Origin of the sequence: Radiobacillus sp. PE A8.2 (genome assembly GCF_045635475.1) — a bacterium.
In the GTDB taxonomy this organism is placed as follows: Bacteria; Bacillota; Bacilli; order Bacillales; family Amphibacillaceae; genus JBJGXI01.
On record NZ_JBJGXI010000044.1, the window covers coordinates 31,255 to 47,360 of the forward strand.

The 16,106-nt window shown below is 38.2% G+C and carries 20 protein-coding genes; 8 read left to right on the top strand and 12 right to left on the bottom strand.

What is annotated here, in order from left to right; all coding sequences use genetic code 11:
• Positions 1–1,440, top strand: coding sequence for a S1C family serine protease (locus ACI6MV_RS19450; RefSeq protein WP_407271981.1), 1,440 nt, complete (start codon positions 1–3; stop codon positions 1,438–1,440).
• Positions 1,441–1,958: 518 nt separating this feature from the next.
• Here the strand turns inward: ACI6MV_RS19450 and ACI6MV_RS19455 are convergent.
• Positions 1,959–2,165, bottom strand: coding sequence for a zinc ribbon domain-containing protein (locus ACI6MV_RS19455; protein ID WP_407271982.1), 207 nt, complete (start codon positions 2,163–2,165; stop codon positions 1,959–1,961).
• A gap of 100 nt (positions 2,166–2,265) precedes the next feature.
• On the opposite strand from ACI6MV_RS19455, the gene ACI6MV_RS19460 reads away from it, so the two are divergent.
• Positions 2,266–2,703, top strand: a complete 438-nt coding sequence (locus ACI6MV_RS19460; RefSeq protein WP_407271983.1) for a GNAT family N-acetyltransferase — start codon at positions 2,266–2,268, stop codon at positions 2,701–2,703.
• A 50-nt stretch (positions 2,704–2,753) separates the two neighbouring features.
• On the top strand, positions 2,754–4,037 hold the full coding sequence (locus ACI6MV_RS19465; protein ID WP_407271984.1) for a serine hydrolase domain-containing protein: 1,284 nt from the start codon (positions 2,754–2,756) through the stop codon (positions 4,035–4,037).
• A gap of 522 nt (positions 4,038–4,559) precedes the next feature.
• Here ACI6MV_RS19465 and ACI6MV_RS19470 read toward each other — a convergent pair.
• The 4 genes from ACI6MV_RS19470 to ACI6MV_RS19485 are packed head-to-tail and all read right to left on the bottom strand — an operon-like array spanning position 4,560 to position 7,252.
• On the bottom strand, positions 4,560–5,261 hold the full coding sequence (locus ACI6MV_RS19470; protein WP_407271985.1) for a hypothetical protein: 702 nt from the start codon (positions 5,259–5,261) through the stop codon (positions 4,560–4,562).
• Positions 5,258–6,004 carry a hypothetical protein gene (locus ACI6MV_RS19475; RefSeq protein ID WP_407271986.1) on the bottom strand — a complete coding sequence of 249 codons (747 nt, stop codon included), beginning with the start codon at positions 6,002–6,004 and terminating at the stop codon, positions 5,258–5,260. Before ACI6MV_RS19475 ends, ACI6MV_RS19470 begins: the two co-directional genes overlap by 4 nt.
• Positions 5,985–6,869 carry an ATP-binding cassette domain-containing protein gene (locus ACI6MV_RS19480; protein ID WP_407271987.1) on the bottom strand — a complete coding sequence of 295 codons (885 nt, stop codon included), beginning with the start codon at positions 6,867–6,869 and terminating at the stop codon, positions 5,985–5,987. Before ACI6MV_RS19480 ends, ACI6MV_RS19475 begins: the two co-directional genes overlap by 20 nt.
• Complete coding sequence (locus tag ACI6MV_RS19485) at positions 6,866–7,252, bottom strand: GntR family transcriptional regulator (protein WP_407271988.1); 387 nt, start codon at positions 7,250–7,252, stop codon at positions 6,866–6,868. The genes ACI6MV_RS19480 and ACI6MV_RS19485 overlap by 4 nt, the downstream gene beginning before the upstream one ends.
• Positions 7,253–7,506: 254 nt before the next feature.
• Here ACI6MV_RS19485 and ACI6MV_RS19490 point away from each other — a divergent pair, with 254 nt between their 5' ends.
• Positions 7,507–7,680 (top strand): hypothetical protein, encoded by a 174-nt coding sequence (locus tag ACI6MV_RS19490; RefSeq protein WP_407271989.1) that lies wholly within the window; start codon positions 7,507–7,509, stop codon positions 7,678–7,680.
• Here the strand turns inward: ACI6MV_RS19490 and ACI6MV_RS19495 are convergent.
• Entirely contained in the window at positions 7,661–8,395 is a 735-nt protein-coding gene (locus tag ACI6MV_RS19495) for a serine/threonine protein kinase (RefSeq protein WP_407271990.1), read from the bottom strand. The two genes, ACI6MV_RS19490 and ACI6MV_RS19495, sit on opposite strands and share 20 nt — an antisense overlap.
• Positions 8,396–8,535: 140 nt before the next feature.
• On the opposite strand from ACI6MV_RS19495, the gene ACI6MV_RS19500 reads away from it, so the two are divergent.
• Positions 8,536–9,150 carry a GDSL-type esterase/lipase family protein gene (locus ACI6MV_RS19500; RefSeq protein WP_407271991.1) on the top strand — a complete coding sequence of 205 codons (615 nt, stop codon included), beginning with the start codon at positions 8,536–8,538 and terminating at the stop codon, positions 9,148–9,150.
• 361 nt (positions 9,151–9,511) lie between these two features.
• Here ACI6MV_RS19500 and ACI6MV_RS19505 read toward each other — a convergent pair whose 3' ends face one another.
• Entirely contained in the window at positions 9,512–10,213 is a 702-nt protein-coding gene (locus tag ACI6MV_RS19505) for a TraR/DksA C4-type zinc finger protein (RefSeq protein WP_407271992.1), read from the bottom strand.
• Between the two features lie 100 nt (positions 10,214–10,313).
• A complete protein-coding gene (locus ACI6MV_RS19510) occupies positions 10,314–10,763 on the bottom strand; it encodes a GNAT family N-acetyltransferase (RefSeq protein WP_407271993.1) in 450 nt (149 codons plus the stop codon).
• Positions 10,764–10,997: 234 nt separating this feature from the next.
• Here ACI6MV_RS19510 and ACI6MV_RS19515 point away from each other — a divergent pair, with 234 nt between their 5' ends.
• A complete protein-coding gene (locus tag ACI6MV_RS19515; protein ID WP_407271994.1) occupies positions 10,998–11,663 on the top strand; it encodes a Type 1 glutamine amidotransferase-like domain-containing protein in 666 nt (221 codons plus the stop codon).
• 53 nt (positions 11,664–11,716) lie between these two features.
• Positions 11,717–12,595: an NAD(P)-dependent oxidoreductase gene (locus ACI6MV_RS19520; RefSeq protein ID WP_407271995.1), complete on the top strand. Its 879-nt coding sequence runs from the start codon at positions 11,717–11,719 to the stop codon at positions 12,593–12,595.
• Between the two features lie 154 nt (positions 12,596–12,749).
• Here the strand turns inward: ACI6MV_RS19520 and ACI6MV_RS19525 are convergent, their stop codons facing one another.
• From ACI6MV_RS19525 to ACI6MV_RS19540, 4 genes are all read right to left on the bottom strand, one after another.
• Positions 12,750–13,346, bottom strand: a complete 597-nt coding sequence (locus ACI6MV_RS19525) for a xanthine phosphoribosyltransferase (protein ID WP_407271996.1) — start codon at positions 13,344–13,346, stop codon at positions 12,750–12,752.
• 104 nt (positions 13,347–13,450) lie between these two features.
• Positions 13,451–13,741, bottom strand: coding sequence for a hypothetical protein (locus ACI6MV_RS19530; RefSeq protein ID WP_407271997.1), 291 nt, complete (start codon positions 13,739–13,741; stop codon positions 13,451–13,453).
• A 12-nt stretch (positions 13,742–13,753) separates the two neighbouring features.
• A complete protein-coding gene (locus ACI6MV_RS19535) occupies positions 13,754–14,434 on the bottom strand; it encodes a class I SAM-dependent methyltransferase (protein ID WP_407271998.1) in 681 nt (226 codons plus the stop codon).
• Positions 14,435–14,527: 93 nt separating this feature from the next.
• Positions 14,528–14,725 carry a cold shock domain-containing protein gene (locus ACI6MV_RS19540; RefSeq protein ID WP_407271999.1) on the bottom strand — a complete coding sequence of 66 codons (198 nt, stop codon included), beginning with the start codon at positions 14,723–14,725 and terminating at the stop codon, positions 14,528–14,530.
• 300 nt (positions 14,726–15,025) lie between these two features.
• Between ACI6MV_RS19540 and trhO the strand changes: the two genes are divergently transcribed.
• Positions 15,026–15,997 (top strand): oxygen-dependent tRNA uridine(34) hydroxylase TrhO, encoded by a 972-nt coding sequence (gene trhO / locus ACI6MV_RS19545; protein ID WP_407272000.1) that lies wholly within the window; start codon positions 15,026–15,028, stop codon positions 15,995–15,997.
• Positions 15,998–16,106 lie beyond the last annotated feature (109 nt).

Sequence of the window (16,106 nt, forward strand, 5' to 3'; positions counted from 1 at the left end):
ATGAATAACAATGAAGACTATCACCGTAACGATAACCAACAGCATGATGATACTTACAACAATGAACAAAACGATAAACAAGCACCAGAATACACATACAGCTATGGAGCTTTCACCAATGAACAAGAAAACACAGAAGATAATGTTCAAGAAAACACAGCGCAGCACATTCCAATGGAAGAAGTCAGCGAAAGCAAAACTGAAGAACCAGTTGTTCCATCTTCGCAGCAAAGGACAAATCAGAAACAACCGAAACGAAATGGCGTGCTTGGACATATCATTAGTGGTGTAACTGGTGGATTGTCTGTTGCCATTGCTGGTACTGTTTTGTTTACAACGGGTGTGATTCCACTTGAGCAATTAGGTTCAACACCAGAAGTAAATCAATCTGGTATTACATCACCCGAAGCAACACCAACTTCTAGTATAGTTCGAACGGTTAATATGGGTGATACCGATTTATCAGGTGCTATTGAAAACGTCTCTGAGGCTGTCGTTGGTGTTGCTAATATTCAGCAAGCAAGTCTATGGACAGAATCACAAGATGCAGGTACTGGTTCAGGCGTAATTTATAAAAAAGAAAATGGTAAAGCATACGTAGTAACAAACAATCACGTCGTTGAAGGTGCAGGAGCATTAGAAGTGATTTTAGCTAGTGGAGAACGTGTGGAAGCACAATTGTTAGGTGCCGATCAATTAACTGATCTAGCAGTCCTGGAGATTGACGCAAGTAAAGTAACACAAGTAGCTACGCTCGGTACTTCTGACAACCTAATTATAGGAGAGACAGCAATTGCAATCGGTAACCCATTAGGAACTGATTTTGCAGGATCGGTAACAAAAGGGATTATTAGTGGACTGGAACGATCCGTTGATATTGACCTTAATTCTGATGGCGTCTCTGATTGGACAACAGAGGTTATACAAACAGACGCAGCAATAAATCCAGGCAATAGTGGGGGAGCATTAATTGACGCTAACGGCGAAGTTATCGGCATTAACTCGATGAAGGTTGCCTTACAAGCAGTAGAAGGAATTGGCTTTGCGATACCGATTGATGCAGCAAAACCAATTATTGAACAACTCGAGACAAATGGTTCTGTTTCACGACCATTTATGGGTATTACCGCAGTTGGTTTAGATACAGTGCCAACTCGTAACAAACAACAAACCTTACAATTAAGTGAAGATGTAACAGAAGGAATCGTAATTGCGCAAGTTCAACCGAACACACCAGCAGATCAAGCAGGTATTGAACAATATGATGTTGTTACTGAAGTTGACGGACAACCAATTTCATCAATGATGGATTTGAAAAAGTATTTATATAACGATACGAAGATTGGCGATTCCATTGAAATCACTTTCTATCGTGATGGAACTCAACAAACGACAACATTAACATTAAGCAACCAAGGTACAGAAGCAATTACAAACTAAACTTTCTTTATGGCCTCCCCCTTTGGCCAAAAGGAATTAACATAGATAGAGGGTGTAGCAAAGTTTAGAACTTTGCTACACCCTCTTTATCTTTGGCTTTTTCCAAAAGATTGTTGTTTTGCGCAAAATATCTAGTATGCTACGTAGTGCTAAACAGGTGCTGTAGAGGAGGCATGAACTGCAGTCGGTGAGTTGATGACGGCCACCACTGCGCTTATCTGTGACAAAAGAGGCATTATTAGAATTGTGCGGCCACCAGCGCACTTATTTGAGTGAATATGTTGTTTCAACGATTTGATATCGGTAAATAAGTGCTGTGGTGGCCGTCAAATCCTCGATACTGAAAATTCAAACGAAATAAGCGCTTATATGGCCGCTCAATCCGGTTAGCCCCTCTGCTGTTAGTATAGCTAGTCGCATTGGCAAAAATCTCGAGCAGTATGTCGCATTTCACTTCATAAAAAAGCTCCAAATTTTACGGAAAGAGCCCTAGTTTTTGCCGTCCTCTTTTTAAGCCTTTAGCCTCCAAAGAAGAAATCAAAAATATTACTAGCTCCAGATGCCTGTTTATTATAAAACTCAGAATACCCACAGTCTTTGCAATACACAACAACAAATTGGTTGTTTTGAACATCAAACATTTTAGAAAAACCAGTGCCCGTCATTGCAACCTCTTTTTGATCCGCGTCGGTACTTCCACATTTTATACAACCTTTTTCTGACATATTATCATCCTCCTATAAAATAATACGAAGAGATATAAGGGATAGTTTCACATTTCAAGGAATTTTATGATGTATAATTATAGAGAAAGAGGTGTTCTTCATGCGTATTGTGCAACTCGGTGAAGGTGATGAAATTCCTTATGAGTTACTATTTTCGGCTGATCCAAGTAAAGCTATGATTAATCGCTATTTAGAAAAAGGAACGTGCTTCATGGCTGTTGAAGCAACTAAGGTTATAGGCACTTTTATCTTGCTCAAATCAAGTGAAAATACAGCCGAAATCATGAACATCGCAGTCTCCGCTGACTTTCAAAATCAAGGAATTGGAAAAAGACTAATTGAACATGCAAAGCTACAAGCCAAGCAGTGGGGTTGTCGCCACATAGAAATTGGGACGGGAAATTCCAGTATTGGTCAACTAGCCTTGTATCAAAAATGCGGATTTCGTATTACTGGTGTGGATCACGATTTTTTCATAAGAAATTATGATGAACCGATAATAGAAAATGGCATTGCTTGTCGTGATATGATTCGCTGACGTATGCAGTTATAGGAATGCGAAACAGAAAGGAATTTATAAAGATGACAATGGATTGGAAGCAATTTGAGGATTACATATCAAACAAAATGAAAAAAGACCACATTGCTGGTTTAGCAGTAGCCATCTCCCAGCACGGCGAACTTTTATATCAAAAAGGCTTTGGATACCGTGACATCAATGATCAACAAGCGGTCACACCTGAAACCATTTTCGGTACTGCCTCGATTACTAAATCGTTTACAGCAGCATCGATTATCATGCTACAGCAAAAGGAGAAGCTTTCAGTCGATGATCCAGTCTCTAAATATATTCCTGAGCTCACGATCTCAGGCGTAAACGTAGATTCAATTAAGATCCACCATCTACTTTCGCACACTTCCGGATTACCTCCCATTACACGAAATGAACAATTGACAAATCTACAAGCTCACTTAACGTATTTGCGAAATACATCAATCCAACTGCTCGGTGAGCCTGGCACTTATTTTAGTTATTCCAATGACGCATTCTTATTGCTGGGGATAATAATCGAGCGGGTTTCTGGAATAACGTACCGTGAATTCATCACAAAGCATTTCTTAGAACACTATCAGATGAATCGAACGACATTTTATTTAGATAATCTTGCGGTTTTTGATAATGTATCAACTCCATATACATATAGCAAAAAACAAAGTCAATTCGATGTTGAACCTTGGCCAACACTTGGAAATTATGCAGTTGGCGGCGGCATTCGTTCAACAGTACTTGATTTGTTGAAATACGGCGAGCATTATTTTGGTGTAAATAAGGGCGAATATAATCAGATGTGGCAACCCCACATCTATGTGAAGCCGCGTGAAGATTACGGTTATGCACTTGCCGTTACAGAAAATTACAATGGCGTGACTTTAGTAAGACATAGTGGCGGTCAGCATGGTGTCTCGTCCTATTTCGGGTTTATTCCTGAAAAGCATATCGTGATTTCTGTGCTTACGAATGTTACCGGCGTACCAGTTAACGACGTATGGTTAGCAGCAGTGAATACCGCACTTGGTTTACCTGTTGATCAGCAGATTGACGTTGGAGAAAGTAGCTCCCTCTCTGCTCAGGAAGGTATACGCTTTACCGGAAAATATACTTCTGCTGAAGGAGATACTTTTGAAGTTAAGCTTTCTCATAACAAGGTTGTTGCTGTTGTCGAAGGGACCGAATACGATTTAGAACAATTAGATCAACAAACATTAATCGTAAAAATTGAAAACTTTACGCTTCCATTTTTGATGGATGACAACAACCTAGCATGGGCCGTTCGATTTGGCATGCGGGTATTGAGGAAAATAAGAGATTAACAAAATGGCTCTTTATGTAAGATTGTTGCTTTTAAACTTCATAATTGAAGTAAACTCCGGCGTAGTACTTAGGTGCAAGTGGCGATTAAGGTTGAGAGACAAGTTCGGCGTTTTTTGGCGGCCACCAGAGCGCTTATTTGTGACAAAAAGGGCATCATTTGAATTGTGCGGCCACCAGAGCGCTTATTTAACCAAAAGGCACATGAATAAGATCAATTCTTAGTAGATAAGGGCTCTCATGTCCGCTAAATCATCAAATCTGTGATTTCAAGCGAAATAAGCGCCCTGGTGTCCGCTTAGATCAGCTTTACGGGGCGACAGACCTTCGTACTACCCCGTTCTGGAAAGGGCGTACTATTGAATAGCGCTTTGATTTAGTAGATGTAGCACTTGTGCTTTTGGGTGGAAGCACTATCCCAAGGTTACGTCGCATACTAGCTATTTTGCGTAATAACCACAAACTTTTACAAAACAGCCAATATAAAAAACGAGTTTGGCAGAACCAAGCTCGTTTTCCTGATTTTAGTTTTGAACAAATTCTATTTCATCCCCACTTACCTCTACATCCGCTGGAACCTGCACATAAATAATCGTGTTTTCTCTTATATTGTTTACATCATGACCCATGCCCTTTTCTCCTGTGAACTGTGTTATCGTAAATTCCTTATTAAATTTCACAATATTAATGCTCGCTCTGTAAGGGCTATTTATCATGAGCTCGTTATTACGGTATGTTATATTTGAAGCCTGCAACAAATCTGTAACGTCAATATTGTCAAAATAAGCTTTCGTTCCATACTCCGTTACATCAATCTTGTTATCTGCATTTTCTTTTTTCTCTACAAAAATAAATGCGTTATAGTCACTTTGGTTAATCGTTAACTGACTGCCATCCACTTCAAATTGCCAATCTTCTTTTACAGTTATACCTTCCAATTGATCCACGTTACCTTGTAATGCTTGGTTGTACATATTAGTTATTAAATCATCCCGATTTTCCAATTCAGCAGTATCAGTGGATGCAGCTGGTTTAAAACTATCTTTTGGCATAAAATAGTACAATACAGTTGCACATAACAACACAATGCCATAACCTATAAATATCCATTTAATTCGATTAACTAGAATTGGCTTCTTAGCATTTCCAAGACGTCTCAAAATTAAAAATACGAAAGCACCTATCCCGATTATTGTTAAGATTGGCAGTATGCTAATCATAATCATCCTCTTACCTCCATGCGATTGGAGATTAAAACAGCTCCACTATAAAGGGTAATTACAGTAAGTAGAACCTTTCCTAAAAATAGCAACATCGAGCTTTCCCCAACATAAAAGTTAAAGAATTTTGCAACATAGGTTGATTGGCCAAACGCTCTAGCCTCAAGAAATAAAAACCCTGTAAATAGCGCCGGAATAAACACAATTAATAATTTACTAAGCTGTCCCAACACGCCGAAAAAGTATCCAAATGAAGCTACTAAGAAAATATATAATGTTGTTGAAACAATACCCACTAAGAGCTCACTGACTGTGTGCAATTCTCCAGCGATAAACTGAAAATCAAACAAGTACAATACTCCAACTTTCACGAGAAAGCTTGCTAAAATCGATGTAACAGCTCCGATAAGACTTGCTGTCAACAGAAAAGCAATATTAGATATATTACTGCTGATTCGGTTTGTAACAAACACAAAATCTACGTATTTATTGCCTTTGGTAGTAATAATAATTGCATTAACAAATGCCCATATCATCGTGAAGCCGATGATTAAGTCTCCAGAAAAATAACGCATATCTATGCTATAAGACATAGAGCTCGTAGAATAATTTCCCATTCCAGCAAACGAAAAAAGGATGGCAATAATTTGTGCAACAAGTAAGGAACTGAATACCCCAACATATGCTTTCAACTTAAATTGGTATTGCTGCTTTACAACTTCATTTAAATTAGCCTCTGTTAAAAACATCATCGATTCCCCCTTTGGTCTTGTTCGTTAAATAGACGCATAAATCATCAGCAGATACTGGTGTGACTTCCAAACCTGTTGCATGTATAGCGGCATCATTTTTAACAACCACGTACGTCCCATTACTTCCAATGCTTTGGCGATGAAATACTTCTCTTCCTCTCAACAATTCATTAACCGTCTCTGTATTGCCGCGTACGCCAATTGCATAGTTTTTTAAATCCTCGACAGGTAAATGAAGAGCTTTTTGTCCATCATTAATGAGCAAAATATCTTCTAGAAGATCATCAATTTCATTTAATAAGTGACTCGACAAGAGAATTGTTCTCGGATGATTTATATAGTCTTTTAATAACGCACGGTAAAAATCTTTACGAACTGCTGCGTCCATTCCTGTTGTGGGCTCATCGAAGATAGTTAGTGGGCATCTTGCTGCTAATCCAAAGATCATATTGAATGTGCTCGTCATTCCTTTTGATAAACTCGCATGATAACTATTGAGGTTTAAAGAGAAGTAGTTCGATAATCGCATTGCTAAGTCCATATCCCAGTGCTGATAAAACAGTTCCGCTGTATCGAGGACTTCTTGCAATCTAAAAGCAGCAGGAAATGTCAGTTGATCATCTATAAAGACCATATTTTTTGATACCTTCAGATTGTTAAAAGGTTTCTGCGAAAACACGCGTATCTCTCCTGAGGTTTCATTCAAATAACCCGCAATAATCTTAAGCAGTGTTGTTTTACCTGCTCCATTTCTTCCAATTAAGCCAGTAATTTTATTTTCCTCAATTGTGAAAGATAATTCATTTAATGCCTTTCCCTTACTATAGGCTTTTGTTAATCCACTACATTCAATCACCTTCATTTTGCATCCCCCTCACTGTCGTTTTTCACTTGTTTGATCATTTCAATTAATTCCTGTTCATCCACATGTAGTCTTTCTGCTTCTAAAACCACGTCTATTACTAATTGTTTTAGTGTTTGATTTTTCCTTTTCGTCAGGATTAGCTGCTTCGCTTCTGTTGATACAAACATACCAAGCCCTCTTTTCTTATATAAAATCATTTCATCTGCTAGCAAGTTAAGTCCTTTCGCTCCTGTTGCGGGGTTAATATTAAACATCTCTGCAAGTTGATACTGCGAATACATTTTCTCATCTTTTTGAATGTTGTCATTCAGTATTTCGGTTTCTAACCATTCTGCAATTTGAACGTAGATTGGTTTTGTACTATCCGGATTTAGAATCAAAGCGAAGCCTCCTTCCACACGATTAGGTTAGTGCATTAGTACTGTAATGTACTATACAATATATATTATGCTAAAATCAAGAAAAACTTTCCAAATTCCATAAAAAAAAGACCCTCAAATAACCGAGAGTCAGTTTTTATAGATGTTTCATCAATTATTGAAACTTCACTCGCCAAATAATCGTAGTAGATAATAATAAACAAAAGGAGGTTTTTCGATGTTTGACAAGTTTATCAAAAAAGTAATGAAGCATAGTGGAAGTAGCAGTAAGCGCAAATACCGCAGTCGCCATTATAGTTCCAGCAGCCATCGTAAATATCGTCGGTATAGTAGCAGTAGTAACGATCACAAACGATCTCCGTTTCATGGTAGTCACAGATATAAAAGAAAAGGCTATGGAAGCAGTAGCTAACTTAGCTGATCTATAGCCATATCAAGATCACTTTTTATTTCTTTTGTATTAGAATAAGGTTGGTCTATACCAAGCATCCGTTTTAATAGGCGCCTAGTAGTAGCGTGCAATGATAACTCTTCGGTCCAAGGACGGCCTTTTTTAACTCCGGCGTTATAGCCGGAATATAGTAAGAAGAGTAGTAAATCGCCTAGGTCATAATAATCCTGCCTAAATAGATCAGCCTTGTTTTTATGTTGTGAAGCGTCTGTTCCCAGGCCAAAATCTATGATGTAAGGTTTTTCCTTATTCACAATCACATTAGGGATTCTAAGATCACCGTGAATAACCCCTTGCGCGTGCACATATTCAATGACCTCTAATAGTTGTCGAATAAGTAACAATGCCTCTATTTCTTTATATGTTTGTTTATCATAAAATAAAACGTCCTCAAAATTCCTACCCTTTATATATTCCATTGAAAAAAAACAGTCCTCGTTGTATGTAAAAGATTCAATATATGCTGGTATATTAGGATGATTCAACATGTTAAGTATTTTAATCTCTTGCTTATAAATCTGACTGATCTCTTGCCTTTTCTTACTCTTTGTCATCTGTTTTACTACACATAACGCGTCACTCACAAGATTGGTGCAGAGATAGGTTATTCCGTAGCTACCAACTCCAAGTATTGATTTCACCTTATATCGTTCGTAAATAATCGTATCTTTTTTATAATGGCGATCCGTCAAAAGACGGTATCCTCTCTTTATTAATTTTTTTAAACCTTCCACAGCAAATCACACTCTCCGTTATAATAAACGCATATTTACACACATAAATCCCTTCCATCATAAGATGAACAAACACGTGATGAAAGGAGTGGGTACTTATGCATACTCCGTTGCTCTACACTGCCCTCGGCGACTCACTTACTATCGGAAATGGTACTTACTTTAGTGCAGGTTTCGTTGACCGTTACGCTTACAAGTTAAGTAGCCAATACCAGTGTCACGTGATAACTAGATTGCACGCCAAACCTAAACTCACATCTACAGAACTGCTTCTTATGGCTGAACAGCCTGATGTAATAGAAGACATTGCAAATGCTAAAATCATTACAATTACGATTGGCGGAAACGATTTAATTCAGGCCAATAAAGATTATAAGAAAAGTGATGATCCACAAGTTTTTAGAAAAGCGCTCGCTTTGTTTCACAAGAATATACAGCTGCTTATTGATCATATTCGTAACATTAAAGGAGCAGACAATTATATTATTCAAGTTGTCGGTTTATACAACCCACTTCCTGATTTGGCTCACAGTGAATCATGGGTGCAACGATTTAATTCGACACTTCAGTTAATGGAATCCCGAAAAGTCTCCTATATTGATATTTATAAACCTTTTGATTTTTATAAAAATAAAGTCAGATCCGGAATTCACCCAAATGGGCGCGGATATCAGATTATTGCTAATCGATTAGAGGAAAAAAATATAATATGATAATCATCTTTGATCTGTTTTAAATTTTACCATATAACGCATAAGAAAAGCGCAAGCGTCCGTTTAGCAACGTACGGACTGAGCCGTAGGACCAGAGTATGCTTCGAAGCGTCACCTCGCACGAAGAAAATTGCATTGTATTTTCGAGGAGATAAAGGCAACATGCCCCTGCATAAGGGGGTTGTCGACGTTGGACGGCAAGTCCGCTCTTAGTCGACCCTCGACAAACCTGGAGTCGATGTTGACTTATCGTGTCATGAGGTGAGGGAAGTCTCGCTAGTTGCTGGACGCTGGAGCTAGACACATGCACAATTTTTTAAAAAGAGTCATCCCAAGACTAACTCTAGGATGACTCTTTTCATTATTCATATAAGATTGAGCTTACTTGATTTTCATCTAAATAATCTTCATACTTCTCATGGTCTTCATTTACCCCGATATAATTGCCGTGCATATCGGTTAATATAAATCCTTCTACTTCTTCTGCACTACCGACTAATTCATCCGAATTAAAAAACATGTTGTCAAAGTCTTTTTCTGTGTCATAGAAATCGGAAGGTCCCTCTGATGAGCCCCACGCACTTACACGTTGCCATGAATCCTCTGCATCAAAAATTGTCGATTCTTCCTCATCGACGGATGATTCCATCTCATTCACGCTTGGATGGATGACATCTTCCTCTGCCGGTCTGTCACGGGAAATTCGATGATCCGCATGTTCAATACAGCGGAGTGACGTTGGCATCGCCAACATTCTGTCTTTATCGATGTCGGTCCCGCATACTTCACATTTCCCAAACGTTCCAGCTTCTATGGCTTGTAACGCTTTATTTATATCTTTCACTTCTTCTTCGGCGTGGTCATTTAAAGCGATGTCTTTTTCTCGCTCATAGAGCTCTGTTCCTTGGTCCCCCGGATGATTGTCGTAGCTTGAAAGGTCGCCCATGGATTCTTTTATTAATTCGTACTGCGTTCCAAAATGGTCCTCTATTTGAGCATCTAACTCTTGCTTCCGCTCCAATAACATTTCTTTACATTTATTTTGCTCTGTTACAGTGATCACGTATAATCGCCTCCTGACAATCATGTCTTCAATGGGGCAGTTATAGTATAACCGTTAACAGAGATCAAAAACTGCTCGTTTTTTGGTAATTTCGTTATTATTACCTTGCAAGCTCTAACAGCATATCAACATGTGGAATGTTGTCTTCTAAATATACTTCGGTAATTTCTTTAAAACCGAAAGAGCCATAAAAGTGGCGTAAATATTCCTGTCCATGTAACTTTATAGCCGACTGTTTCCGATCATCATTAATAACTTCAATCGCTTTTTTCATTAACTGATGCGCATAACCGTGACCTCGGTGTGCTTTATGTATTAATACTCGACCAATAGAAGCTTGTGGGTACAAAATTTCGCTAGGTATTAGTCGTGCATATGCGATTATTTCTCCATTCTTCTCTGAAAACAAGTGTAAACAAGCTTGGTCAACATTATCCACTTCTGGATAAGGGCAGTTTTGTTCTACAACAAACACGTCAACCCTCGCCTTTAGTATGCTATATAATTCCGATGTAGATAATTGTTCAAATGTTTTTAATTGCCATTCCATATGTATGTATCATCCCTTTATTGTTCTTAGAGAGGTTGTTCAAAAAATCCCAATTAATCATAATAATTACGCAAATAGCCTATCTTCTCGATGCTAAACGGAACTTTTTAAACACGCACTTAAAAAGTATTTTACTTTATACGCGAGATCAACTGAATAAATATGCTTGCTTATATCCCACTTTGTTATTGTATACTTGAGGAAATAATAAGGGAACTCAGGTGGGATTTTGTAATGGAAAATAATCATTTATTTTTACTAGGAGGAAATCCCTCTCAACCCGAAGCTATGCAAGCATTTGTTAAGCAGGCTGGTGGAAATAAAGCAAAGATTGCACTCTTACTTGTATATCGGCCTGGTTGGGAAGCGTATTTACCTCGATATACGAAATTATGGATAGAAAACGGCGTTGATCCAGACAATATTTCAGTTATTATTCCAGAGCCAGACGGCTACTTATCAATGGAAAAAGCAGTAAAAACTCTGCGTAATGCAACAGGCATTTTTATTGGCGGCGGGCATACGAAAACGTATCATTTTTATTATACAAATGAAATTTTAAAATCCATGATTACAAGCCAATATACAAATGGCGTACCAATTGCTGGCTGCTCTGCAGGCGCGTTAATTTTGCCAACACAAGTGCTGCTGTCACCAAGTGATACGGATAACGGGAAAGCATGGTTAGGGGAAGGCATTGGGTTGGTTGATAACGTACTAATTAGTGTGCACTATAGCAAATGGAATGATGCAGCTAACTTAGAACTCGGTCTATTAAGTCACGATGTACCTATTGGCTACGGTATTGATGATGACGCTACATTAGTTGTTAAAGATGGCAAAGAATTTTCTTATCTCGGCAAAGAACGCGTACATAAAGTCATAAATAAAGGGTCTTAAATCATTTGTATCGAATTTATTATGAAGAGACAAATTTGAAAGGGAGTATAAGAATGACTGTGACTAAACAAGCTACCGTCGGATTTATCGGATTAGGTGTAATGGGAAAAAGCATGGCCAAAAACATTTTACAGGCAGGCTACAACTTAAATGTATTTACTAGAACGGAAGCAAAAGCTGATGAATTAATACAATTAGGTGCGGTGTGGAAAGATACAGTTGCAGATTTAGCAGCCGATTCGGATGTGATTTTAACGATTGTCGGTTATCCAAGTGATGTTGAAGAAGTCTACTTTGGTGAAAATGGCATTTTGAACAATGCCCAACCCAATAGTTTCGTTATTGATATGACAACATCGAAGCCAGCATTAGCCGTTCAGATTTACGAACAAGCAAAAGCAAAACACATCTACGCATTAGATGCTCCTGTATCCGGTGGCGACATTGGTGCAAGAAATGGAAAGTTAGCAATCATGGTTGGTGGTGAACTGCAGGCATTTGATGCGGTACTTCCATTATTTGAAGTGATGGGAGAAAACATTGTTCTCCAAGGTGAAGCTGGTGCTGGCCAACATACAAAGATGTGCAATCAAATTGCGATTGCCACTGGCATGATTGGGGTATGTGAAGCAATTACTTATGCCCAGAAAGCTGGTCTAAACCCAGAACGCGTATTAGAGACGATCACCACCGGAGCAGCAGGTAGCTGGTCTTTATCCAACCTAGCTCCTCGCATGATTGCCGGTGATGATCAACCTGGTTTTTATGTAAAGCACTTTATTAAGGATATGACGATTGCACTCGAATCAGCTGACGAAATGGGATTAATGACTCCTGGATTGGAGCTATCTTTATCACTTTATAAGCAATTAGCGGAAAACGGCTATGAAAACAATGGTACACAAGCACTGATTAAGCTTTTTAGTAAGTGAGTCAATTTCATAATTACCTTATACAGCTATCTTCATCCGTATATAGTTCGGAGACGGTTTAATCCGACTATATATGGATGAAGATAGCTAAAAATCAGTATTATGAAATTGACTAAAATGAGTTACTTTTCAGTTGGCGATACAAAAATCCATCCTATTTTGGATGGATTTCTGCTTTTTCTTCAACAAATGTCACTTTACCATCTTCCATGGAAGCGATTCTCGCTAAGGAATCTACGCGATAACCCTTGTCAATAAGCTTATTGCGCCCTGGCTGAAAGGATTTTTCAATAACAATTCCAATACCGATCACTGTTGCATTCGACTGTTTCATTAACTTGGCAAGCGCTAGTGCTGCTTCACCGTTTGCCAAGAAATCATCAATAATTAAGACGCGGTCACCTTCCGAAATTTGCTTTTTAGAAATTGTGATATCTGTATATTCTTGCTTTGTATAGGAGAATACGGTCTCTTTATATACGTCATCTGTCATGGTAAGTGACTTTTTCTTTCTCGCAAAAACGACTGGTGCATTTAAAAATAGTCCCGTCATAACTGCCGGCGCTATTCCTGAGCTTTCAATTGTTATAATCTTGGTCACATGCTCCCCTTTAAACCTAAAATAGAACTCTTCACCTATTTGTTTCATAAGTAAAGGATCTATCGTATGATTGAGAAAGCTATCAACCTTTAATACATCTTTGCTTACGACCTTTCCCTTTTGCAAGATGGCTTTTTTAAGTTTCTCCACGTTTACCTCTCCCCTTTGTTCATAATTTGTTATTTACCTTGTTAAAACCCGAGCTGATTTGTTAAAGTAAATCGTATCATGTACAGAGGTAGTGGTCAAAACCATTATTTATCTAAATAAGACGCCACGACAATAGCCAAATCATCGTTACCAAACAGTTGTAAAACATGTAGAACCGATTCATCTGGTATTGTATCCGACTCTTCCTTCGTTACAGTCAACTCCATCACTTCATCCAGCACCGGATTTTTCATTTGATTAGGATAGGCTTCTTGATATAATTGAATTGGATCTAACTGTTTGTTAATACACCATTGCGCAAAAATTAATATCATCATTTTTTCATCTTGTTGATATTGTTCTATCACTTTATCTTCTATATATTTCTTATCCAATCTTGTTCCTCCTTATTTTTTCAACACAGATACCCACATGAATGTGAGTGCTTGTTTTAAGCGCTTTGGCAGTTGGTCAATCTCAAATTGATCTACTTGTGCATCATACACACCCATGCCGTCAATTACTTTAAGATCTAATTCTAGCGCCAATTGCTCTAGTTCCCACGGCATCATCGTATTGCAGATTGTTGGCTCGCCAATCAACCTGGGAAAACTATTCGTTCGCGGACCAGCTGCCGGTCCCAAAATACCTATAAATATGCGTGCATCTTTTTTCGCTATCCGGTGTAATTCGCGTAATCCTTTGAAAGGATCTTCCGTCCATTCTAGCGCATTTATCACCATGATCCCATCAAATGTGTCTGATTCAAAAGGAAGATTAACCACATCCCCTTGAACAAACGAAAGTCGGTTTGATTGATTTTGCTTCGCTTTTTTCACCATCTCGGCAGAAATATCTACCCCTACAACCTCAAATCCTAATGCTGATAATTTATATGCTCCGTAGCCGTCGCCACAGCCAACGTCTAACAATCTTGCTTGCGGGTTCATATGCTTACCGATTAATGGAATAATTGTACTGCGGTTTCCGGAATCCCACATATCCTTACTATTTTGATTCCAAAAATTTGAACGCATATCCCATTGTTGCTCTGCTTCCTTGTGCCAATTAAATCTATGATCAGTCATCGTATCATCCTCCACAATCATTATAAAATATTTGAGCTATTAAAAAAGGATGCATCTCATCAAGAGATACATCCTTTGGCAGTTGTGTTGTTATTACAGACCAGTTACGTTAGCAGCTTGTGGTCCACGGTTTCCTTCAACGATTTCGAATTCAACTTCTTGACCCTCTTCAAGTGTTTTGAAACCTTCTGATTGGATCGCTGAGAAGTGAACGAATACATCGTCGCCGTCTTCGCGTTCGATAAAACCAAAGCCTTTTTCTGCATTAAACCATTTTACTTTTCCTGTCATATACTTGACCTCCTAACAATAAACAAGGTAACTGAATCTAATATTACCTTTACACCACTTATTGTTAAAGAGAACGTAAAGAAATATTCAAATTCAAATTTCCTTTTACTACTTCACTTTACTACTTTTTCCATTAAAAATCAATAATCCGCTGGTAATTTTCGGACTACAAAAAACGACATTGCCATGTATGATACTTTTTTGGTAAAATATATCCTTGCAAGATACAATGTTATATTAGATTGTCCAGCCTATACTCATTTATATCTTGTAAATATGAATTGATAGGTGGTAATACAAATGGAAAAGGAAAAGTATCACGTTTTATTGTACTATAATTATGTACAAATTGATGATCCTGAAAGCTTTGCTGCAGAACATCTAAAATTCTGTAAGGATCTAGAATTAAAAGGTCGTGTCTTAGTCGCAAACGAAGGTATCAATGGCACAGTTTCCGGTACCATCGAACAAACAGATAAGTATATGGAAGCGATGCATGCAGATCCTCGTTTTGCTGATATGATCTTCAAGATTGATGAGGAAGAGGGACATGCGTTTAAGAAAATGCACGTTCGTCCAAGACCTGAATTAGTAACGCTTCGATTGGAAGATGATGTGAATCCAAAAGAAACAACGGGAAAATATCTAAGTCCAAAAGAGTTTTACGAAGCACTAAAGGATGAAGATACGGTAGTTTTAGATGCAAGAAATGATTACGAATATGATTTGGGTCATTTCCGCGGGGCAATCCGTCCGGATATAGAAACGTTCCGTGACCTTCCAGATTGGGTAAAAGAAAACAAAGACATATTAGACGGTAAAAAAGTAATTACGTATTGTACTGGTGGCATTCGTTGTGAAAAATTCTCAGGCTGGCTTGTGAAAGAAGGCTTTGAAGATGTAGGTCAACTACACGGTGGAATTGTCACATACGGAAAAGATCAAGAAGTCCAAGGTGAGCTTTGGGATGGGCAATTGTATGTATTTGATGAACGAATTGCTGTGCCAGTAAATCGCAAAGACCATGTGATCGTTGGAAAAGATTACTTTGATGGCGAGCCTTGTGAACGTTACATCAATTGTGCTAATCCTGAATGTAATAAACAAATTCTCTGCTCAGAAGAAAATGAGCATAAATATATGCGTGGCTGTACACATGAATGCCGTGTGTCTCCAAGAAATATGTACGTGGAGGAGCACAATCTATCTTCTGATGAAATTGAAGCTCGTTTATCCCGTATTGAAAATGAAGATGCTATAACACAATCCTAGTTATATAACTAATAAGGCGATCCTTTGTGGTCTTTTTATATTAGGCTGTTTTCTAAAAGATTGTTGTTAGTAAGCAAAACAGCTATACTCCGTCGTAACTTGGAGAGTG